Below are 21,454 nucleotides of genomic sequence, written 5' to 3'. Positions count from 1 at the left end.
GGGCTATCCGATGCGCACGATGTCACCCGGGACGACGAGATCCGGGTCCAGCCCCGTTGCGCCTTGCGTGTACGGATTGCCATCCAGCGCCGCCCAGTCGAACTGGCTGTTCATGGGCGGCAGTTTGTCGAGTGCGGCGGCCGTACGCGCGTCGGATGCCGGGGCCGTGGTGCCCAGCAGCTTGGCGGCATCCGCGGCGCTCAGTTGCCAGAGCGTGTCGCCCGGGCCAACGATGGCGTACTGCGGCGAGGTCGCCGTGCCCACCGATGGCAACGCGTGCGGGGCGTTGGCGCGAAGTACATCGCCGCTCACGCCCTGCATGTCGGGCAGCGGGAACGCGGTAATGGGCTGGCTGTTCTGGTCCTGCCCGTTGTTATTGCCGTTGCCGTTGCCCTGGACTTGCGCCACGGCCGGTTTGGCCGCCTGGTTCGGCACGAACAGCTCGATGCCGAAGCGCGTGACGGCCGCCACACCCAGGATCACGCCGCCGGGCAGCATGGCATTGCTGGGCAACCGCTGGCCGAGCTTGGGCATCAGGTCCCCGGCAATGCGCAGTGCGCCCGCACCGAAGGCCAGGTCCAGGGCTGCCTTGGTCGCGCCTATGGCGGGGCTGTTCGTATGCATGAGGGCGTCGTTCATGGCGAGCGGCACCGAACCGACCGTATATAGCGACATCGTGAAGGCCTGTGCGCGGTTCAGCCACGGGCTCGTGTTGGTCGCCTTGTCGTTGAACGTGGCGCCCAGGCGCCCGGCAAAGTTGCGGCTCGACAGCGCAAGGTTGGCGCTGAGGAACAGCGCGTTGCTCCAGAACGCCGGTGTGTTCAGGTGCGCGCCGTGGGTGGCAAACCAGTAAGCCGTGTTGCCGTTGTTCAGCGCCAGCGTGAGCAGCTGCAGCGTGTCGTTCGCGCGGCCCATGGGGCTCTTGGGCGAGAGCAGTTTGGCCGGTGCGCTCGTCAATGCCTGCAGCCACTGCACGTTGCGATCGGTCTGGGCGTCGGGGTTGTCCTTCTTGCTGAGCGCATCGGTCAGTGCATCCGGGTTGGCCTGGAAGTGGTCCAGCGCCTCGCCGATGGCCGCACGGTCTGTCTTGGACAGGCCCCAGCGGCCGGCCCGGTCACGCACGTTGGCCTTGAGCCACGCCAGCGCCGAGGCAGAGTCTTCCGTGCCGAGCTTGCCCAGCTGCTCGTTGATCGCGCGTGTCTTGTTGGCACGCAGCGCCGCGATGCTGCCCCGATACATGAACGAGACCGGGCTCGTGATCGTCGGATCGAACACCGCATGCGTGGCAGCGCTTCCGGTAAGCGTGGCCGAACTCGCCGCCGTGGAGAACGCCCCGGTGAGCGAGCCCGCGAAGATCCAGCGGATCCACGGTTTGCGCTTGGGCTCGCCGGCGTTGGCGGCGCTGTCAGGGTCGGTCGGTGGCGTGCCGTTGCCGTCGTTGCCGGCTTCGCTGGTTTTTGCGGTGATCGGCTCGGTGGTCTTGCTGCCGGTGGGCTCCGTGGTGGACGCGGGGTCTTTGGGCTGTGGGCCCTCGGGACCCCTCGGTCCATTCGGCCCGTTCGGTCCTGCTGCATTCGCAGTCGTCGGCGGGGGCACGTCGGGCTTCTTGCCCGCGGCCAGGTTGATCATCTGCACGACGGTCTGGTAGGTATTGGTGTCGTGCCCGCCCACGGTCGGGTCGGCCCGGCCGGTCACGCCATCCACGGCGCCTGCGTTGGCACTCGCCTCCAGCGCGTCCATGTGCTGTTGGTGCGTGCTCAGCAGATCCGTGCGGCCGGCGGCTTTCAACGCCGACGCGGCAAGGCCGTGTGCGCCCCAGTTGGAGTTCGATGCGCTCACGTAGTGGTCGGCCGGCACCACGGAGCGTGGGTCGACCACGGTGCCGTCGGGCAGGGTTACCTGCGGGGCCGTGCGGCGCGTGTTGCCCATGCCGGCCTCATGCCCGCGCGAGCCCACACCGATGGTCGTCACGCCGTCGGTCTTCCAGCCGGTGGCGACCACCTCGTCCAGCGGCACGGTCTGGTCGGTGACGTCGTTGCCGTTCTGGTCGATGTAACGGCCATCGGCGTTGCGCCCGTGCACGTTGATGGAGACGATCGTGTCCGGCGACTCCTGATGGATCAGATCCTGCGCGGTGGTGCGTGCCTGCTCGCCCGGTGCCGCGTCGAACGGCACGATACTGTAGTCGTTGACGGCGGCGCCGCGTGCCTGAAGCGCCGCATCGAGTGCCGGTACCGCCTCGTGCGGCACCACATACACAACCTGCTTGCCGGCTGCCTGCATGTCGTGCCCGAACACGGCGGCGCCGGCGATGCCGTCGGTGTCCACAGCACCATGCGCATTGCGCGCGCCGGCCAACACCAGGATGCGATTGCTGTCCTGCAGGGCAGCGGCGGCGTTGTCGACCCCCTTCGGGTTTTCAATGCGCGCCATGTCGGGGTTGAACATCGCCATCACGGCGTTGCTGATGGGCGTCGGCTCCATGCGCGGGTTCGGCGGGATGGTGCCGTCCAGCGTCTTGCCCGGGCCGAATCTACGCACGCGCTGCACGGGCACGTTGAGGCGCTCCATCAGGTTCTGCACCGATTGGCTCACGGGCCCCGTCTTGCCGGAAGTCACGACGTACGGATCGGTGGAGTACGCCGCGCTGGGCGTGTGCCATTCACTCTTGCCGATTTCGTTGAGCAGCGCCTTGGCCTGGTACTCCATCGGATCGATCACGGGAATATCCATCCCGCGCTTCTGCAGCGACGTTACGAGGAAATCCTTCATCGCCGGATAGTGCGTGCAGCACAGCCACAGCGATGTGGTGTTCGGATCGAGTTCCTCCACGTACTTGTCCGAGGCGGCCTGCAGCTCTGCCTTCACTGCCGGGTCATCGCTCTTGTGCTTGAGGTCGTTGACGAAATCCGCAAACTTGTGGGCAGCCACGGCCTGCGGGGTGATCTCACCATCGGTCAGTTCGGCAACCTTGTTCTGATATGCGCCGCTCTTGACGGTGCCGGCGGTAGCGATGACGGCAGGGCGGTCGCCGCCGTGTTCCACCATCGCGCGCGAGGTCACGTCAATCAGGTTGATGACGGGCACGTCCACGTTGTCCAGCGCTTTCGGGAACGCCGTGCACGCGGTGTTGCACGCCATCGCCACCATGGCCGCCTTCAGGCGCTGCGCGGTCTGCAGGCCGTTGCCGACCAAGCGAATGAGCGTCTCGGGGCTCTTGGGGCCGTACGGCGCGTTGGCATGGTCCACCACCGGCACCATCTGCAGGTCTTCACCGGTTTCGGCCTTGATGATGGCCAGCATGTTCTTGGCCGCGATCAGCCCGCCGTTGCTGGAGTCGAAGGCCGCAACGGTAAAGGGTTCGTTGGGCGTGGCTTCGTCAAACGTCTTGCCATCGGGCATGTGGTTCATGGCGTTGCGCAACAGCACGAGCATGCCCTGGTGCACCTGCGAGGCGAAGCCGTCGACGCTGGCTTCGCCCTTGCGGCTCACGCCGTCCACCGCGCCGGCTTCCACCGAAGCCTTGATGGCCGCGTGCAGTTGCTCGGGCTTGGGCATGAGGTCCAGTCGGCCCATGTTGCGCAGCATGTTCGCCAGGATGGCCTGCGCGCCAAAGTTGGAGTTCCACGCCGTGACAGGAAAGTCCACCGGCACCGTCGATGCGAAATCCACCGTGCTGCCGTCAGCCAGTTTGACGGGCGGGATCTTGCTGCGCAGGCTGCCCATGCCGGCCTCATTGCCGCCGTCGCCCACGCCCACCGTAACGATGCCCTTGCGTTTGTTGGCTTCCAGAATGATCTGGTCTTTCGGTGCATTGACATCGGCGACCGAGATGCCGCGCATGTTCAGGTAATCGCCGTCGGCATTGCGCGCGGGCAGCTCGATGGCGACCACGGCTTCGGGCTGCACCCGGTCGAGCAGTTCGTTGGCCGCATCGCGTGCGGGTTGGCCGCGCTTGGCATCGAACAGTTCAAGCTTGACCAGGTGGCCGCCTTCATACGTGTCGAGCACCGCCTTGAGCACGGGCATGTTGGCCGAGTCAGTGGCGACGGTGATGTCGTAGCCGGCTTGCGCAAGGACGGCAGCCTTCTCGCCGGTGCCAACGGGGCCGTCTGTCTCGGGCAGCTTGCGGCCCGTCGTCGGGTCGCGCCCCACCGTAAAGCCGGTCACCATCAGGATGCGCTTGCCCATCAGCGCGGCGGCAGCGTCTTCTGTCCCGCCCTTGACGAAGAAATTGCGGATGCCGCGGTCGATGAACATGGCCTGGATGCGGTCCACCGGCGACATGATGCGATCCGCCGTGCGCCCGAATACCGACGACTTGCCGCGATAGAGCTGCATGCGCTGGCGCCAGCTCATGCGTACCGGGTCTTTGATGTTGGCGGTGTCGTGCGCGAACTCGGCCTTGCTCAGGATGAGCTTGCGCTGCTCGTCGCTCATCTCTCGCAGGGCGGCAGCTAGGCGCCGCACGCCAATGCCACGCGGGTGGCGGCCGGTGGTGGTCCCGCTGGTGCGGTAGTTCTCTGCGTCCAGCAGCAGATCGGCATGCTGCGACAAAGCGTTCTGCGTGCCGGCGTCCAGCGCCTTTTGCGTGTCGGTAAAGCTCGTCAGCGTGACCTCCGGGTTGGCCAGGTCGTCCAGGGCACGCGGCAGCGGCCGGGAGGGGCGGGCAGGTGTCGTGTTGGTCGGGCTGCCTTCGTCCCCGGGCGGGCTGGTTTTGCCGGGTTCGGTGGTCGGTTCGCCTGCGGTCTTGGGCTTGCCTGCGGCGGGGTCGACCGGGTCGGTGGCGGGCTTGCCGGTCGTGCCGTCCTTGCCTTCCGTGCCGGGCGTGGTGGTGCCCGGCTCGTTGGTCTTGCCGCCGGCTTGCGTGATGACCGGCTCGGTGGTCAGATCGGTTGTGGGGCGGCCGGCACTGGCCGGGTCGTTGGCGGCCACCGTGGTCGGTTCGGGCGCCATCTCGGTCGGCTTGTAGCGGTCGGCGTTGTTCTTCAGTGCATTGAGCAGGCCGACGCGTTCGGTGCCCTGCGACAGGCCAACACGCTCCAGCATGCGCGTTGCCCCTACCTGCCCGAGGCCGAGGCCCAGGAACATGATGGATTCGGCCTTCTGCTCGCCCGACATCCGGTCGCCGTACATCAGCAGGTCCTTGACCTGCGCGCCGGTCATGACGATGCCGCCGCCACCGGCCACCAAATCGGAAGCCGAGCGGGTGAGCGTGAACATCTTTGAGGCCGCCGCCGCTTCCGACAGCGCGGACACACCTTTGCCCGCCAAGCTGTACTCACCCGCTGCGGATGTGACGATGGCGAGCCAGTCGTTAAATGCCTCGGGGTTGGTGGGCGACCACGAGCGGCCGTGGTCAGCCAGCGTATGGAGATGGTCGACGGATTCGCCAACGATCCAGCCTGTGCCCACGGCCACCATGGCGCCGCCCACGATCGATGCGCCGCCAAACGTGCCCACCGACAGGATCACGCCGCCCACCGCCGTCGCCACACCGGCCACGATATCGACAACGTGCCGGATCTTCTGTCCCGTGGTGGTGATGTGCGCGCTGAAGTGGTCGACGTCGGGAACGCCGTTGCTGTCGAGCCCGACCTTGCCTGCGAGGTTTTTGGGTAGGTAGATCGTGCCGCCGTCGGACAGCGCGTTGTTATGGCGGTAGTCGTCGAGGTTGTCGTAGGTCCAGCCGCGGTCATCGACGTAATGCTTCGTGCCGTTCTTGTCCGTGACTTCAAACAGCGCGGTGGGCATGACCCCCGCGCTCTTGTCGACATAGGCGATCGGGATGGCCTTCACGCTCGGGTTGTCGCCGCCGGCGTCGTGTATCGCCTTGTTGACCTCGTTGATGATCTTGGTGCCGTTGGCGCTGGTGTACCAGGCGGCGTTGGTGTCGCCGCTGGCCTGTGCACCCGAGTTGTCGGCCTGAATCATCAGCGCCGCGCCGATGTAGTTCTTGCGCTGCGTATCGGCGTCAGGGCCGGTGAAGGCCTGCGTCTTGTCGTTGTAGAGCGGGTTGTCCTTGCCGAACGTGGCTTTGGACATCTGCCCGAAGATGTTCTTGAGGCCGCCGTTCTGGTCGGCCTGGAACGTCTTGTAGTCCGCTTCCGCCTGCTTCTGCTGGACCTTCTCGTTGCCGCGGTCGAAGGCGCGTTGCAGCATGTCGGCGTTGGGCAAGTCCTTGCCGTGCTGCTGGATCAGCGCGTTCGTGACGGTGGCGCCATTGCCGTCGCCCACGGCGTTCTGCACCGGCACCCACGACGGCATGCTGCCCCCCGAGCCGGAGGTCTGCATGCTGTAGAGGAACGATTTGGCGTTGGAGTTGGTGGTCAGCCAGTTGGCCACCTGCTGGGCATGGTCGGTGCTCGGCTGATCGCTGGCAAAGCGTGGCGAATCGGCCACGGCGGCCGTCAGGCTCAAGCCCCCGTAAAAATCCGACCCGTGCGGGATCAGGCCGGAGGTATCGCCCGAATTGCTCTGAAACCAGTGGCCGTTGTCGTTGAAGCGGTCTTCAACGGTGGTCAGCAGGTTGCCCGCCACTTCGGGCGGCGCCACCTTGGCGAGGTCTTTCATCCATTTGCCGACGGCGTCGTACTTGACCGTGCTGTCGGCCATCTTCTTGCCGCTGTCGGTGTCTTTCGGATCGTACTTGTAGACCTGGGTGAGGTCGGTGATCTGCTTGTTGAAGTAGTCGCTGTGCGCGTTGAAGAACGGTGCGCCGGCCACTTCGTACAGATGCGCGCGCGCTTCGGGGTCGGCGCTGGTGACCGACACGTCGTTCATGTTGGTCGACAGGATCTTCAGCGCGCCCTCGGCATCGCCCGCCTTCATCTTGGCGGCGACCTGGTCCTTGGTGTAGTTCACGCGCACGTCGTAGCTGGCCGCGCCGATCTGCTCGTAGATCTGCTCGGCGTTCTTGTCGCTGGCATGCGGTCGCGCAAGCTGCACGCACGCAAACTGCACCGGGTCGTTGGTGGCGAGTGCCTTGTCCTGCGCCGACAGCGTCGGGTCGTTCGGGTTGATGTGGTTGATCTGGTACTGGACCGCGTCGGCCGTGGCGATGTTCCTGGCAAATGCGAGGCTGCCGTCGTCCCAGTCGGGATGGGCTTTTGCCAGCGCATCGGCGGCGTCGTTGGCGGCCTTCAGGTTGTCGCCCGAGCCGAAGTTCTCGTACGTGGAAAGCTCATTGCCGAGCGCGGTCTTGAAATCCTGGATGGCCTTGTTCAGGTTGGCCTGCGCCGTGTTGATCGAGTCCTGCTTGTCTTCAGCGATCGTGCGGTTGGTGACCTTGATGCTCTGCGCGTCCTGCAGCTTGTCCTGCGCGTCGAGCACGCCGTCGCGGGCTTCCGAGGCGGTGCGCTGGCTCGGGTCTTGCTTCTCCACCGCGTCTTTTGCGTCGTCGACGATCTTGTCGAGCCATTTGGCGTCCGGGTCGCGCTTCTTGATGGCGGCGGCTGCGTCTTCGATGGCCTTCTTTTCGCTGCCCGCGCGCGCTTCGTCGGCCTGCCGCCGCAACTCGTTCTGCACCGAGTTGATGACGTCCGAGAGCGGCTTGTCGAGCGTGGCCTGCGCGGCCTTCGAGTCGTCGCCGTTGTTGATGTAGTTGTTGACCGCCGTGTTGGCCGTCTGGATTGCGGCGTCGGTCCTGGTCTTGGCGTCGGCGGCGGCCTGTTTCTGTTCGGGCGTGGGCGGAGGCGGCGGAGGGGGCGGCGGACGGTAGTAGACGATGCGGCCGTTGATCTCGTCGATGGCGGGCATGGTGTTCTCCAGCGGCGCCCCATGCGGGGTGGGCCTGATTGAAAGCAATCGGGTGATAGGGGCATTCTGGACGCCGGTTGCCGACGCAGCTATTGGCGAATTACGTAGTGCAGCGTGGCCGTGGAAGCGCTTGCGTTGTAGAAACTACGAAGTCCCGTGGCAGTTTTGATGGGGCTTGCGTAAAAACCACCGAACAGGCGCGCAGGGGCGTGCGCCGCAGCACGAAAATCCGTAACCTGGGCGCGCTGCATGGGCCGATGGCGCTGCGGGTGCGACGCAGGCGAGCCGCATACAACAATACGAGGGGCAGGGCATGAACCTACGTTTCTTGGAAACCTTTGTCTGGGTGGCGCGGCTGCGCAGTTTTCGCCTCACCGCAGACAAGCTGTTCACCACGCAGGCCTCCATTTCGGCGCGGATCGCCGCGCTGGAAGAAGAGCTGGGCGTACGCCTGTTCGACCGCGACACCCGCGGCGTGCAGCTCACGCCCGACGGCCACAAGGTGCTGGAATACGCAGACCGCATGGTGAGCACGCTGCACCAATTGCAGGCGGCGGTGGCGCAGCGCCCGGGCTTTGAAGGGCGCGTGCGAGTGGGGGCGATGGACAGCGTCATCCACACGTGGCTCTCGCCGCTCATCGCGCGCACCGCCGAGATGTTCCCTGCGCTGGAAATCGAACTCGTGGCCGACAGCGCCATGCACCTCGTCGAGCAATTGCAGAAGGGTGCGCTCGACATTGCCTTCCAGACCGATCTGCTGCGCGCCGAAAGCGTGCGCAACGTGCAGCTCGCGCAGTACCCGATTCACTGGGTGGTGGCCACCAATTCGCGGCTGGCCCATCCGTATGGCAGCCTGGGCGAACTGGCGCGCGAACGGCTCATCACCTTCGTGCGCAACTCGCGGCCGCATCAGGACATGCTCAACCTGCTGCACCTGAGCGGCGTGGAATCACCGCGCGTGAACTGCGTCAACTCGGTGGCCGCCATGACGCGCCTGGTGGGCGACGGCTTTGGCGTGGGCGCGTTGCCCACCGTTCTGGTGCGCGACCGCATCGAGAGCGGCGCCTTGACGGTGCTGGAAGTGGAGCCGGCGTTGCCCACCTTGCCAATCATCGCGTCGTGGCGCGCGGGGGCGGGGCTGGAGGTGCACGAGGCTATCGTCGGCCTGGCGCGCACGATGGCGCGGGAATTCTGCCTGTCGGTCGGCCCGCGCTACGCCATCGCCGAAGAAGTCGAGCGCAACTCGGAAGCGGCCTGAGCCGCCTGAACTACGCAACGTGCCGTGGCGGCAGCGTCAGAAGATCGAGCGCCCGGTCAGCGTCGTCAGCCATTCCAGCGCCTGCAGCCCGGCCAGCGAGTTGCCGCTGACGTCCAGCCCCGGCGACCACACGCACACGCCAAATTCGCCGGGCAGCACGGCAACGATGCCGCCGCCCACGCCGCTCTTGGCGGGCAGGCCGACGCGATAGACAAAGTCGCCTGCTGCGTCGTAGGTGCCGCAGGTCAGCATCAGTGCGGAGAGGCGCTTGGCGGGGCTGGCCTCGACGATGCGCTCGCCGCTCCACGGCACGACGCCGCCGTTGGCGAGAAACAGCACCGCGCGTGCGAGGTCCGTGCAGTCCATCTCGATGGCGCACTGGCGGCAGTACGCATCGATGACGGTTTCTACCGGCATGTGCAGGTTGCCGAAGCTCTTCATGAAGTGCGCCATTGCGCGATTGCGGTCGGCGTGGGCCAGTTCGGATTCGGCCACCCGCCGCACGTAGTCGATGCGCGGGTTGTCGACCAGCCGCCGCATGAACTGCACCAGCGCGGTCTCGGCCTGCACGAAGCGCCGGCACAGCACGTCGGTCACGACCAGCGCACCGGCATTGATGAACGGGTTGCGCGGGATGCCGTTCTCGTATTCGAGCTGCACCAGCGAGTTGAATGCGTTGCCGGAAGGTTCGCGGCCAACGCGCTGCCAGAGCGCTTCGCCCTCGAGCTGGAAGGCCAGCGTGCAGGCGAACAGCTTGGACACGCTCTGGATCGAGAACGGCACATCGGACTTGCCCACCGTGTAGACATCGCCGCCGAGCGTGACGAGGGCCATGCCGAAATCCGTCGCGCTGGCGCCGGCCAGCTCGGGGATGTAATCGGCAACCCGCCCCCGGCCGAGGACCGGCTGGATGTCGCGGTGGATAGTGTCCAGGATCGCTTGGTAGTCCATGTCAGGCCAGGAGGGCAAACGGTGGGGCGAGGATTCTACACGCGGTGCTGCAGTCGCCTCGGCAATCATCTTTTCCTATCGCCCGCAATCCGAAACTTTCGTTGGACCGCGTTTCATCACGCTTTCACAATTTGTCGCACGAACAACCGAACCACCCTTTTGGGAAGCACTTGCATGACGACGGCAGTGGAGACAGCCCAGGCGAAGAGAATGCCGGAACAACCGGCGCCCGCACCCGCCCGCACGGGTGCCCGCGTGGCCTACGCAAATCCGTATTCCGCCCGGCTGGCGGCGCGCTCGGGCGTGCTGCGGGGCCATACCAGCGGTCTGTGCGATGGCTACGTGCAGGCCAACATCGTGATGCTGCGCGATACGTGGGCCAACGAGTTCCTGCGTTTCTGCCAGCTCAACCCGAAACCGTGCCCGCTGCTGGACGTGACCGAGCCCGGCGTGCCGGTATTCCGCCATCTGGGCCAGGACGTTGACGTGCGCCGCGACGTGCCGCGCTATCGCGTCTACCGCAACGGTGAGCTGGCCGACGAGCCGGCCGACGTTGAAGCGCTGTGGACGGACGACATGGTCGCCTTCGCCATCGGCTGCTCGTTCTCGTTCGAGCATGCGTTGATGGAGGCCGGCGTGCCGCTGCGCCATATCGCCCTGTCGCGCAACGTGGCGATGTATCGCACGTCGATCGAGACGGTCGGCACGTCGCGCCTGGCGGGCAAGCTGGTGGTGTCGATGCGGCCGATGACGGTGCCCGACGCCATCCGCGCGATTGAAATCACCTCGCGCATGCCGCGTGCGCACGGGGCGCCGGTGCACTTTGGCGATCCGGCGGCCATCGGCATTGCAGATATCTCCCAGCCCGATTGGGGCGATGCGGTGCCCGTGCAGCCGGGCGAGGTGCCGGTGTTCTGGGCCTGCGGTGTGACACCCCAGGCCGTGGTGCAACAGGCGCGGCCTGAGCTGTGCATCACGCATGCGCCGGGGCACATGCTGATCACCGACCTGCGCACCGCAGCGCTCGCCTGAACACGCGCTCGCAGGGCCGGAAGAAAGACAGACAAGACGGACGGGTATCGGGGTTCCAACTGGCGCACGCAGAGGCGCTCGTCTATAGCAATAAGCGATCAACGCATCGAGACAGCATCAGTAACAAGGAGGAAACACCATGACAACCGAAGCCACGGTTGCGCGAGCGCCCACCGAGCCGGACGCCTCAGCCGCAGCCAATTCCGGCGGCCTGTTCCGCTGGTACGGAGAGATCTCCGCGCAGGAGCGGCGCACGTTCTGGAGTTGCAAGGTCGGCTACGCGCTCGACGCGATGGACACGCAGATCCTCAGCTTCGTCATCCCCACGTTGATCGGCGTGTGGGGGCTGTCCAAGGCCGATGCGGGGTTGATCGGCACCTGCACGTTGCTGGCATCGGCGGCAGGCGGCTGGGTGGCCGGCATCCTGTCGGACCGCATCGGGCGCGTGCGCGCGCTGCAGATCACGATCCTCTGGTTTGCGGTGTTCACCTTCCTCTGCGGCCTCGCGCAGAACTACGAGCAACTGCTGATTGCTCGCACGCTGATGGGCTTCGGCTTTGGCGGCGAGTGGACGGCCGGCGCCGTGCTGATCGGCGAGGCCATTCGCGCGCAGGACCGCGGCAAGGCCGTCGGCATGGTGCAGGCCGGTTGGGCGCTGGGCTGGGGCGCGTCGGCATTGCTGTATGCGTGGTTCTTCAGCGTGATGCCGCCTGAAACCGCATGGCGCGCGTTGTTCCTCGTTGGGATCGTGCCGGCGGTGTTCGTGTTCTTCCTGCGCCGGCTGGTGAAAGAGCCGGAGGTGTTTCAGGAAGCAAAGTCGCAGGCCGCCGAACGTACAAGCTTCTTCGCCATCTTCTCGCCACGGCTGTTGAGCACCACGCTGCGCGCCGCCGTGCTGACCACCGGCGCACAAGGCGGCTACTACGCCATCACCACCTGGCTGCCAACGTTCCTGAAGACCGAACGTCATCTCACCGTGCTGGGCACCGGCGGCTATCTGGCCGTGGTGATCATCGGGTCGTACATCGGCTACCTCACCAGCGCCGTGCTGACCGACCGCCTGGGCCGCAAACGCAATTTCATCCTCTTTGCGGTGGGCTCGATGGTGGTGGCGCTGGCCTACACGCACCTGGAAGTTACCGACAGCATGATGCTGCTGCTCGGCCTGCCGCTTGGCTTCTTTGCGTCGGGCATCTTTGCCGGCATGGGCGCCTTCCTGACCGAGCTGTTCCCGACGTCGGTGCGCGGCTCGGGCCAGGGCTTTTGCTACAACGTCGGCCGGGCGGTTGGCGCGTGCTTTCCGTTCCTGATCGGGCAGGTGAGTGCGCATTCTTCGCTCGGCCATGCCATCGGCATCTTCGCAGCAGGCGCCTACGGCCTGCTGATTGTGGCGGCGCTCACGTTGCCCGAAACACGCGGTCGCGAACTCGAATCGATTTAACTTCTGTGCTTCCCCCAACAATGCACAGCGCGCGGCGTTTGGAAGGCGCCGCGCATTTTTTTTTGCTGATCAATCGACATACCCCTCGAATGGGTGGGAATGATTCTCGCTTTTTGTGTTTTCATTTGCGTTGCAATTGCGCATGCTTCGGTTTTCAAGACAAACCGGACATGAAACGCTGATTCACTGCCCGGTCATTCGATTTCAGGCAATCAATCGGCTGCAATGCAAGCGCCAGTGCGGTTCCGCGCCCAGCGGACAGTTTCAGCAACGCACGCGTGTATTCGTCACTTTTTCTCCGCGGCTTCCCATTCATTACCGTCACCCCTAAAGAAGGGGTAATCCTAGTCAGCCTTTCTGTTTAAAAAAACGAGGGGTGGCGGCAATGGCGCGTTCATTGAGAAAATTGCGGCCTGCACGACGCACGATATCCCCGCCCCCACGGTCGCACGACAACAAGAAGGAGGCACGGACGAGGCGTCAATCGATTCCCTTCGTCAGTCCTGTGTGCGGTGTGCGCGTCTGCGACGCGTAGGCGGCGCTTCTTCTATCCGGTTATGAAAATTCTCTCCGTCTTCGGCACGCGGCCCGAAGCGATCAAGATGGCGCCGCTCGTCAAGGCGCTGGCTGAGCAGTCGGCCATGGAATCCGTCGTGTGCGTGACGGGGCAGCACAAGCAGATGCTGCAGCAGGTGCTGGACCTGTTCGACATCGTTCCGCAGATCGACCTGGAACTGATGACGCAGAACCAGACGCTGAACGGACTGAGCGCGCGCCTGCTCACCGCCTTTGACGACGTGCTGGAAACGGTGCGGCCCGATCGCATCCTCGTACACGGCGATACGACCACCGCAATGATGTCGGCCATGGCGGCGTTCCACCGCCGCATTCCCATCGGCCATGTGGAAGCCGGCCTGCGCACGGGCGACCTCTACCAGCCGTGGCCGGAAGAGATGAACCGCCGCACCATCGACGTGTGTGCCGATCTGCTGTTCGCGCCGACCGATTCGTCGCGCCGCAACCTGCAGGCGGAAAACCTGGGCGGCCGCATCCTGGTGACGGGCAACACCGTGATCGATGCGCTGCTGCAGACCACGCAGCGCATCCTGAAGGACGACGCCTTCCGCGCCGAGCTGGATGCGCACTTCCCGTTCCTGAAGGACGACCGCAAGGTGCTACTGGTGACGGGCCACCGCCGGGAGAACTTCGGCTCGGGCTTCTCCAATATCTGCGAGGCACTGGCCCAGTTGGCGCGCCGCGACGATATCCAGATCGTCTACCCCATCCACCTGAACCCGAACGTGCGCGGGCCCGTGCAGGCCGCGCTGGCAGGCCTGCCGAACGTGCATCTGATCGAGCCGCTGGACTACGCCCGCTTCGTGCGCTTGATGCAGCGCGCCCACGTGATCCTGACGGACTCGGGCGGCGTGCAGGAAGAAGCGCCGTCGCTGGGCAAGCCGGTGCTTGTCATGCGCAACGTGACGGAGCGCCCGGAAGCCGTGCAGGCCGGCACGGTGCGCCTGGTCGGCACGGAGGTGGACAGCATCGTCGGTGCCGTCAGCCACCTGTACGACAACGACGACGCCTGGCGCGCGTTCTCGCAGCGCCTGAACCCATACGGCGACGGGCTCGCCTCGCAGCGCATCGTGGCCGCCTTGGGCGGTGCGCATGTCCAGGAGTTCCTGGGCGAAGAACTTCAAGCGGCCTGACGGCCGAAGGCAACGAAGACCATGTCCACGCTTGCGATCGATATCCTGCTGGTGCTTGCGTTCTGCATCATCACGCTGCTCGTCGTCTACACCGCGCGGCACTACCTGTTCACGCTGAACCGGCTGTTCGGCCGCCAGCGTCAGCCGTATCTCGACATCGAACAGGGCGCGTGGCCGAGCGTGGTGGTCTGTGTGGCGGCGCACAACGAAGAGCGCGTGATTGCCGACTGCCTCAACGCGCTGCTGCTGGTGGATTACCCGCGCGACAAGCTGACCATCATGCCGGTCAACGATCGCTCCAAGGACCGCACGCGCGAGATCATCGACGAGATTGCGGCGCGCAACCCCGGGCGCTTCCAGTTGTTCCACCGCACCGAAGGCCGGCCTGGCAAGGCGGCGGCGCTGCGTGACGCCACGCAATTGATCGACGCCGAGATCATGATCGTGTTCGACGCCGACTACCTCCCGGCGCGCGGCCTCATCAAGCAACTCGTGGCGCCGTTCTTCGACCCGGAAGTGGGCGCCATCATGGGCCGCGTGGTGCCGGTGAATGCCGGCGCGAACCTGCTCACCCGCCTGCTCGACCTGGAGCGCTCCGGCGGCTACCAGGTCGACCAGACCGCGCGCATGAACCTCGGCCTGGTGCCGCAATACGGCGGCACCGTGGGCGGCATCCGCCGCCGCGCGCTGGACGACATCGGCGGCTGGAACATCGACACGCTGGCCGAAGACACCGACGTGACGTTCCGCCTGCTGCAGCACGGCTGGAAGACGGTCTACCAGAACCGCTCCGAGTGCTACGAAGAGGTGCCCGAAGTGTGGCCGGTGCGGCTCAAGCAGATCAGCCGCTGGTCGCGCGGGCACAACCAGGTGATGGTGAACAACATCCGCAAGCTGCTCGCCAACGATCGCATCAGCCGGTTGGAACGGCTGGACGGCGCGTTGCTGCTGCTGATCTTCGTCATGCCGATGGTGCAGCTGGCCGGCTGGGTGGTGGCCGTCATCCTGTTCTATGCGGCAGCGCAGTCGATCGTCTCGGGCTGGGTGCTGCTCGCGGCGCTGCTGTGCTACGGCGGGCTGGGCACGAATGCGGCGTTCTTCGAGATCGCGGCGGCCACCTACCTGGACGGGCATCGCAACCGCATCCGCCTGCTGCCGCTGAACCTGTTCGGCTTCCTGGTCAGCATGATGACGATCTCGCGCGCCGGCGTGACGCAGGTGATCGACGCCGTGAAGAAGCGCGAGCTGGTGTGGGACAAGACCGAGCGCTTCCGCACGGAAGCCGCGGGCGTGGTCAACATCATGGCCGGCGAGGTGCCGGTGCCCACGGGCACGGAGGCCACATGATCGGGAGCATGCTGCTGCTGAGCGGTTCGGTTGCGGGCCTGCTGGTGCTGCCGTTCCTGCCGGCGTTGTCGGAGTGGCTGCGCCCCACCGATTCCGCGCCGCTGCCGATGCGGCGTGACCAGCCGAACAATCTCACTTTCTTTGCCAACAGCTTCCGCCGCCGGCTGCAGGAGCAGTACGGCGTGGATATCGAAGCCATGCGCGCCGAAGGTGCCGCCTACCAGGTGCCCGTGAGCGCAGAACTGAGCGTGGCGCGCGACCCGCGCGGCCGCCCCGCGGTCGAGCAGTCGGGGCTGGCGCGCATGCTCGACAAGGTCAACCACATCGTCGTGTTTCGCGGCAATGCGTGGCTGGGCCCGCGCAGCCGCGTGCGCGCCGATTTGTATGTCGAGCAGGATGTCGAAGTCGAGCGTGATACCCGCCTGCGCGCCTGCCTGGCCGAAGGCGATATCGAGCTGGGCGAGAACGTGGTGGTGCAGCGCTGGGTGCATGGCCGCAATGTGCGGCTGCTGCCGAATGTGCGCGTCGAAGGCCGCGTCACGGCGGAGGAGCGCATCGAGATGGCCGCCCCGGCGCGCTTCGAGCGGGCGGGCGCCGGTGAGGTGATGTTTGGCGACGTTCGCAGCGCAGCGCAGCCGGTCGGTTTGCCGAAGCCGGCCACGGAGCGGCGCGTGCTCGACGGCGATGCCACGCTCGCGGCCAACGAGGCAACCGATTGCGACTACGTGGTGCGCGGCGATTGCCGCGTCGCGGGCGGCATGGCGCTCCAGGGCAGCATCAAGACGCACGGGCACCTGCGCACGGGTGATGGCGTGCGCATCGCGGGCACGCTGTCGGCGCGCAAGAACCTGGAAATCGGTGCGGGCAGCGCGGTGCTGGGCCCACTCATCGGCTTTGAAGACATCGTGCTCGGGCCGAACTGCCGCATCGGCCGCCCCGATGCACCGACCACGCTCGTCTGCAACCGCCTGTTCGTCTCGCCGGGGTGCGTCGTGCACGGCGTGATTACCGCGCACGAGTTTGCGCGTGTGGAAGGGTAAGGAGGCACGCATGGTCACGTTCTGGCGCGCTTGCGTTCGCCGCTGTGGCGCGGTGCTGGCCGGGCTTGCCCTGTCGACTGCCGCTGTGCACGGTGCCACGATGTTTGAAGACTTCACCACGCCCGACGGCGCCATGACCGTCTTCGCCCAAGGCGATTACGTGGAGCCCTACGTTGCGATCGAAGCCTTGCTGGTCGCCCACCGCCTCGGTGTCGACGTGCAGGCGCCGGCGGTGGGGCTGGCCAATTGGCTGCTGCCGTATCAACAGGCCAATGGCACGTTCCCGCGCATCTGCCGCAGCGGCGCCGACGGCTGGCGAGCATGCGGCCACGCCGATGCCGACGACTCGCAAGCCGTGTTCTGGTGCCTGCTCGTCAACGAGATCCTGCACGGCCCGCCGCAACTGCTCGCCAGCTGCAGCCTGTCGCTGGCGCACCTCGCTACGCTGTGGGACCCGAAGCGCACCACGTTCCAGGCGTTTGCCGATCGACCCGAAGCCTACTTTGCCGACAACGTGGAAGTGGCCGGCGCGCTCAAGCGCCTGCGTGCCGACCCCAAGGCTGCGTTGCACTACACGCTGGAACTGGCCGCGCTGCCGTCGCACAAGCAGATGATGGACGGCCTCGCCCATGCCTACGGTTACCAACTGAACGGCGCGCTCGATCCTGCACGCGTGAGCCTGCCGCCCACGCCGTACGGCTTCTACCCGACGGCGGTTGCGCCGGTGTATCCGTGGGTGCATGACCTGGAGACCGGCGCCGCTGCCCGGCGCAAGTGGGCGGTGTGGATGTTCCGCCATGGGCAGACGTGGCTGTCGGGCAAGGCGGACCCGTTCCCCTGGGGCCTGATCGCCTGGGCTGCCTACACGCTGGGCGATGCGCCGACCGCGCAGAAGTGGCTGCAGGCCGCGCCGCAATGGCGCGCAGCCGGCCGCTGGAACTTGATGGAAGAGGGCGCGCTGATCGGGCTCTCGCATGCACTGGCTGTTTCCCAATGAGCACACCTTCCAAGCGCATCGACTGGCGCAAGCACCTGACCAGTCTGCTGATCCTGATCGCCTTTGCGGCCTGTGCGCTGCTGCTGGCGCGCAACCTCAGTGCTGGCCCGGGCCGCCCGCAGACCGACGACATCGTGCTGGTGGTGCCCGACAACCTCGGGCAAGACAACCGCATCTACGTGCAGGCCTGGGAAGACGCGGCGCTGGAAGAGGGCGTGCGCCTGCGCACCATGTCGGCATCGGATTTCGTGCGCCACGGGTTGAATGGGGAGCGCCTGTTTGCCGGCGTGATCCTGCCGGACACCGTGCACCGTTCGATGACGACCGCGCTGGTCAACCAGATCAGCCAGTTCGTGCAGGACGGCGGCGCGCTGATGCAGGTGTATGACGCCGGCATCCTCAATGAAAAGGGCTTCTACGAGGATGGCGCCTCGCGCCTGTCGACACTGGCCGGCGTGCAATACGGTTTCTATTCGACGCTGGGCGAAAAGATGGCCAGCCAGGCGACCGTCTACGGCCAGCCCGATGCGATGGTCGACCTGCATATCCCGCCGGGGCGCTGGATCGTGTCGAATGGGCGCGCCGTGCTGTCGGGCTACGGGCAGGACATGCTGCAGTACCCGACCCTGCGCACCCACGGCGACTACGCCGGCAAGGTGCTGCTGCGCTCCGAAGACAGCTCGATCATTGCCGGCGAGCGCACCGTGGGCAAAGGCCACGTGCTGTTCGTCAACCTGCCGCTGACGTATCTGAAGCTGCGCACCGACGGCGTGCTGATGCACGGCTTCCTGAGCTACTTTGCCGGCCACGTATTGGAGCAGCCGCGCCTGTCGCCGGCGCCGCAGGGCGTGGGTGGCCTGGTGCTGAACTGGCACTGCGATGCGCGCATCTGCATTGACGCCACCGACAAGCTGATCGAAGACGGCGTCTTCAAGCGCGGCCCGTTCAGCTTCCATATCACCGCCGGCCCCGACCAGCGCCAGTTTGGCGACGGGCTGGGCGTGAACCTGGCCCACAACCCGGCGTTTGCGGAGGTCGTGCACGGCCTGATGAAGCAAGGGCACGAGGTGGGCAGCCACGGCGGCTGGATTCACGACTGGTTCGGCCTGAACGTGACGGAAGACAACCAGGCCACCATGGAGACCTATCTGCAGAAGAACGCAGACGCCATCGAGGCGCTGACCGGCAAGCCGCAGACCGAATATTCGGCCCCGACCGGCAACCAGCCCGAGTGGGCAACGCGCTGGCTGGACGAGCACAACGTCAAGGGCTACTACTTCACCGGCAACATCGGCCAGGGGCCCACGCGCACGTATCGCAACGGCCGGCGCGACGCGCACATCTGGTCGTTCCCGGTGCAGACGTACGGGCAGTACGCGACCATTGAAGAAGCCGACATGGCGCACATTCCGGAAGCGGAGATTGCGGCGTGGCTGACGTCGCTGGTGAAGTTCACCACCGACTCCGGCGAGATCCGCCTGATCTACTTCCACCCGCCGGGTGCGGTGCGCTACCTGCATGCCATTGACGCCCTGATGGAAGCCGCCGATGCGCAAGAGGCGCGCAAGCGCTTCCGCTGGCACACCATCACGCAGATGGCCGATTTTGCCGAGCGCCGCGAGAAGACCGTGTGGCAGACCACATCGGAGCGCGGCGACGTGCGTGTGACGGCAGAGAACCCGGACACCCTGAACGAGCTGACGTGGCTGTTTGCGGCCGACCGTTATGCCGAGCCGCGCGTCGAGGCGGGCCAGGCCAGTGTGGTCCGGGAAGGCAACAACTGGCGCGTGGTGGCGGGCGCCGGCAGCAAGCTGACGATTGCAGCCAAGCTGAAGACCGGCACCTGAGCACAAGACACAAGATACAAGACACAAGACACAAGACGACAAGCAGAGAGGGCCGCCGCCACGCATCAAAAAAAGGCCGGCGCCCGCATCGACAACAGACGGGGAAATACAGCGTGGATCGAACTCCCATTGCGTGGATGGTGGCGGCTGCCATCTGCGGCATGACAGCGCCCACGGCATGGGCACAGGCCGCCGCGGCCAAGCCCGCCGAAGACGCGCAACCGACACAAGCGGTCGAAGCCATGCAACCGGCCGAGCCGGCCACACCGCAAGAGGCCGCAACGGACCCGGAGCAACCGGCCGCACCGGAAGGCGCCGCGCCGCCGGCAGACGCAACGGCGTTGGCCGCAACGCCCGTGCCGACGCCCGGCGCCACCGCGCCCACCGTGCCAGAGCCGTTGCCTGAACCCTACGCCCCGGAGCGCGCCGCCATCGAGGCCGTGCTCGACACCGGCCATATGAGCGATGGCTTTGGCGGTGCCACTGCCGTGGCCCTGCGCGGCATGATGGTCACCTCGTACGGCATCTGGCAGGCCGAGCTGGACCGGCAGAGCCGCTTTGGTTTTGCGGGCCAGTACGGCGCGCTCTCGCTCACGCGCGATCTCTCGGAGGATTACTACGTCCTCGTCGGCGCGGGCACGGGCAACAGCGAGCTGTTCTCGAAGTGGCGTGTGGATGTGGCGGGCTATCGCAAGTTCGGCCCCGACCGCCGTTTCGTGGCCGGCATCGGCGCCTACTACGCGCAAGGTCAGGACAGCGTGCGCAATGACCAGGGGCTGGTGCTCAGCACGCTGGCGTATTTCCCGTCGGTGGTGCTGGAGGGCGGTCTGCGTTTCAACCGGGCCAATCCGGGCATGGTGTTCGGCCCGAGCCAATACATTGCGGCCACGATCGGCAACGACGAAAAGCGCGCGCTCGTCCTGCGCGTCGAACACGCCCGCGAGGCCTACCAGGTGCTGACCACCGGCACCGAGCGCGCGGACTACAACAGCATGAGCTACGCCATCCAGTGGCGCGAGCGTGTCGCGCGTGACCTGCTGCTCATCATCGGCGCGCAGTACTACCGCAACCCCTTCTACAACCGCACCTACGGTGAAATCGGCTTCCGCTGGAGCTTCCGATGAACGCCAAGCCCGTCGATGAAGGGCCCACCGACGACCTGCCCACCAAGCGCCGGCTGCGCGGGCATGAGCCCAAGCGCGTGATCGGCTATCGCGGCGATCGCATCGTCATGCACCGCGCGATGCGGCGCCTGTCGTTTCCGCTCTCGCGCTGGATCGATGTGCTCGGGATCCCGCTGGCGCTCACCGCCGGCTACTGCGCGCTGTGGCCGACCATTGCCAGGCTGTGGGAACGCATCATCGGGTTCTGGAGCGTCGCCCTGGAGGGGCAGGTGCGCTTGGCGGCCGTGAAGGCGCTGGTGCCGGGGTTCGGGGCGATTCCGTATCCGCACAGCGACGCCGCATTGCCCACCGCTGTGCAATGGCTGGTAGGGATGATCGTCACGCTCCCGTTGCTGTTCGGTACGCGTTTCATCGGCGGCCGCGCGTTGCCGCTGGCGTACTGGCTGCGCTTTATTGGCGTGGTGCAGGCGAGTGCCCAGTTCTACTTCTTCATGTGGCCCGCGAGCTTTCCGTATGACGGCGGGGGCTCCATCGGCTCGCTCACGCAGGCGTCGGTCGTGGTGGTGCTGATCACGCCGTGGCTTTATGCGCTGATCTACAACGTGCTGGACTTCGGCCTGATCCGCAAACTGGTGCTGTCCGTCATGGGCATGGCGTATCTCACGGTGTTCATTCCGTTTCAGTACACGCTCGCATCGGTGGTGCTGCTCAAAGGGTCGATGCTGTGGTATCCGCAGATCTTTCTGCTGTGGGCGGTGTTCCTGCAGTTCGGCACGCTGGTCGGCTTCTATGCATGGGCGATGAGCTGGAACGCGCGTGGGGCGGGTGGGCGGCGTCTCTCGTAGGCGGACCGCCAGCCCGCGAGGTGCCGTCGCGCGTCGCTGCTGAGGGCTTTGTCGTACGACGCCAACGGGATACGGGGCCTATACGCGGGAGCGCGACCCTGGAAC

At 66.1% G+C, this 21,454-nt stretch carries 12 protein-coding genes; 10 read left to right on the top strand and 2 right to left on the bottom strand.

The annotated features are described in order from the left end of the window. Nucleotides 1-3: 3 nt before the first annotated feature. Nucleotides 4-7,758: a glutamate cyclase domain-containing protein gene (locus ABIC76_RS01485; RefSeq protein ID WP_354532725.1), complete on the bottom strand. Its 7,755-nt coding sequence runs from the start codon at nucleotides 7,756-7,758 to the stop codon at nucleotides 4-6. Nucleotides 7,759-8,071: 313 nt separating this feature from the next. On the opposite strand from ABIC76_RS01485, the gene ABIC76_RS01480 reads away from it, so the two are divergent. After that, nucleotides 8,072-9,016 carry a LysR family transcriptional regulator gene (locus ABIC76_RS01480; RefSeq protein WP_027679083.1) on the top strand — a complete coding sequence of 315 codons (945 nt, stop codon included), beginning with the start codon at nucleotides 8,072-8,074 and terminating at the stop codon, nucleotides 9,014-9,016. Between the two features lie 36 nt (nucleotides 9,017-9,052). Here ABIC76_RS01480 and ABIC76_RS01475 read toward each other — a convergent pair whose 3' ends face one another. Further along, complete coding sequence (locus tag ABIC76_RS01475) at nucleotides 9,053-9,967, bottom strand: glutaminase (RefSeq protein WP_102066359.1); 915 nt, start codon at nucleotides 9,965-9,967, stop codon at nucleotides 9,053-9,055. Between the two features lie 210 nt (nucleotides 9,968-10,177). Between ABIC76_RS01475 and ABIC76_RS01470 the strand changes: the two genes are divergently transcribed. The 9 genes from ABIC76_RS01470 (at nucleotide 10,178) to ABIC76_RS01430 (ending at nucleotide 21,349) form a co-directional block, all read left to right on the top strand. Next, the gene (locus ABIC76_RS01470) at nucleotides 10,178-10,999 is read left to right on the top strand and encodes a putative hydro-lyase (protein WP_354532724.1); all 822 of its coding nucleotides are present in this window, start codon (nucleotides 10,178-10,180) and stop codon (nucleotides 10,997-10,999) included. A 139-nt stretch (nucleotides 11,000-11,138) separates the two neighbouring features. Continuing rightward, on the top strand, nucleotides 11,139-12,440 hold the full coding sequence (locus ABIC76_RS01465; RefSeq protein ID WP_102066267.1) for an MFS transporter: 1,302 nt from the start codon (nucleotides 11,139-11,141) through the stop codon (nucleotides 12,438-12,440). Between the two features lie 557 nt (nucleotides 12,441-12,997). Further along, nucleotides 12,998-14,149: a non-hydrolyzing UDP-N-acetylglucosamine 2-epimerase gene (gene wecB / locus ABIC76_RS01460; RefSeq protein ID WP_102066268.1), complete on the top strand. Its 1,152-nt coding sequence runs from the start codon at nucleotides 12,998-13,000 to the stop codon at nucleotides 14,147-14,149. Nucleotides 14,150-14,170: 21 nt separating this feature from the next. Then, nucleotides 14,171-15,496, top strand: a complete 1,326-nt coding sequence (locus ABIC76_RS01455; protein WP_102066269.1) for a glycosyltransferase family 2 protein — start codon at nucleotides 14,171-14,173, stop codon at nucleotides 15,494-15,496. Further along, nucleotides 15,493-16,536, top strand: a complete 1,044-nt coding sequence (locus tag ABIC76_RS01450) for a bactofilin family protein (protein ID WP_102066270.1) — start codon at nucleotides 15,493-15,495, stop codon at nucleotides 16,534-16,536. The genes ABIC76_RS01455 and ABIC76_RS01450 overlap by 4 nt, the downstream gene beginning before the upstream one ends. A 10-nt stretch (nucleotides 16,537-16,546) precedes the next feature. Next, entirely contained in the window at nucleotides 16,547-17,533 is a 987-nt protein-coding gene (locus ABIC76_RS01445) for a hypothetical protein (RefSeq protein ID WP_102066271.1), read from the top strand. After that, nucleotides 17,530-19,380, top strand: a complete 1,851-nt coding sequence (locus ABIC76_RS01440; protein ID WP_102066272.1) for a polysaccharide deacetylase family protein — start codon at nucleotides 17,530-17,532, stop codon at nucleotides 19,378-19,380. Before ABIC76_RS01445 ends, ABIC76_RS01440 begins: the two co-directional genes overlap by 4 nt. A 113-nt stretch (nucleotides 19,381-19,493) precedes the next feature. Beyond that, the gene (locus ABIC76_RS01435; RefSeq protein ID WP_257878170.1) at nucleotides 19,494-20,504 is read left to right on the top strand and encodes a YaiO family outer membrane beta-barrel protein; all 1,011 of its coding nucleotides are present in this window, start codon (nucleotides 19,494-19,496) and stop codon (nucleotides 20,502-20,504) included. Continuing rightward, complete coding sequence (locus ABIC76_RS01430) at nucleotides 20,501-21,349, top strand: hypothetical protein (protein WP_102066273.1); 849 nt, start codon at nucleotides 20,501-20,503, stop codon at nucleotides 21,347-21,349. Before ABIC76_RS01435 ends, ABIC76_RS01430 begins: the two co-directional genes overlap by 4 nt. Nucleotides 21,350-21,454: the final 105 nt, after the last annotated feature.

Origin of the sequence: Ralstonia sp. 1138, assembly GCF_040544795.1 — a bacterium.
GTDB lineage: Bacteria > Pseudomonadota > Gammaproteobacteria > Burkholderiales > Burkholderiaceae > Ralstonia > Ralstonia flatus.
The sequence above is the reverse complement of the archived record's forward strand: the minus strand, read 5'-3'. Positions and strand labels throughout refer to the sequence as shown.

What these genes read in the sequence shown, in the direction of transcription:
- ABIC76_RS01485 (WP_354532725.1), bottom strand. Translation starts at nt 7,758, where the DNA reads ATGCCCGCCATCGACGAGATCAACGGCCGCATCGTCTACTACCGTCCG.
- ABIC76_RS01480 (WP_027679083.1), top strand. Translation starts at nt 8,072, where the DNA reads ATGAACCTACGTTTCTTGGAAACCTTTGTCTGGGTGGCGCGGCTGCGC.
- ABIC76_RS01475 (WP_102066359.1), bottom strand. Translation starts at nt 9,967, where the DNA reads ATGGACTACCAAGCGATCCTGGACACTATCCACCGCGACATCCAGCCG.
- ABIC76_RS01470 (WP_354532724.1), top strand. Translation starts at nt 10,178, where the DNA reads ATGCCGGAACAACCGGCGCCCGCACCCGCCCGCACGGGTGCCCGCGTG.
- ABIC76_RS01465 (WP_102066267.1), top strand. Translation starts at nt 11,139, where the DNA reads ATGACAACCGAAGCCACGGTTGCGCGAGCGCCCACCGAGCCGGACGCC.
- wecB (WP_102066268.1), top strand. Translation starts at nt 12,998, where the DNA reads ATGAAAATTCTCTCCGTCTTCGGCACGCGGCCCGAAGCGATCAAGATG.
- ABIC76_RS01455 (WP_102066269.1), top strand. Translation starts at nt 14,171, where the DNA reads ATGTCCACGCTTGCGATCGATATCCTGCTGGTGCTTGCGTTCTGCATC.
- ABIC76_RS01450 (WP_102066270.1), top strand. Translation starts at nt 15,493, where the DNA reads ATGATCGGGAGCATGCTGCTGCTGAGCGGTTCGGTTGCGGGCCTGCTG.
- ABIC76_RS01445 (WP_102066271.1), top strand. Translation starts at nt 16,547, where the DNA reads ATGGTCACGTTCTGGCGCGCTTGCGTTCGCCGCTGTGGCGCGGTGCTG.
- ABIC76_RS01440 (WP_102066272.1), top strand. Translation starts at nt 17,530, where the DNA reads ATGAGCACACCTTCCAAGCGCATCGACTGGCGCAAGCACCTGACCAGT.
- ABIC76_RS01430 (WP_102066273.1), top strand. Translation starts at nt 20,501, where the DNA reads ATGAACGCCAAGCCCGTCGATGAAGGGCCCACCGACGACCTGCCCACC.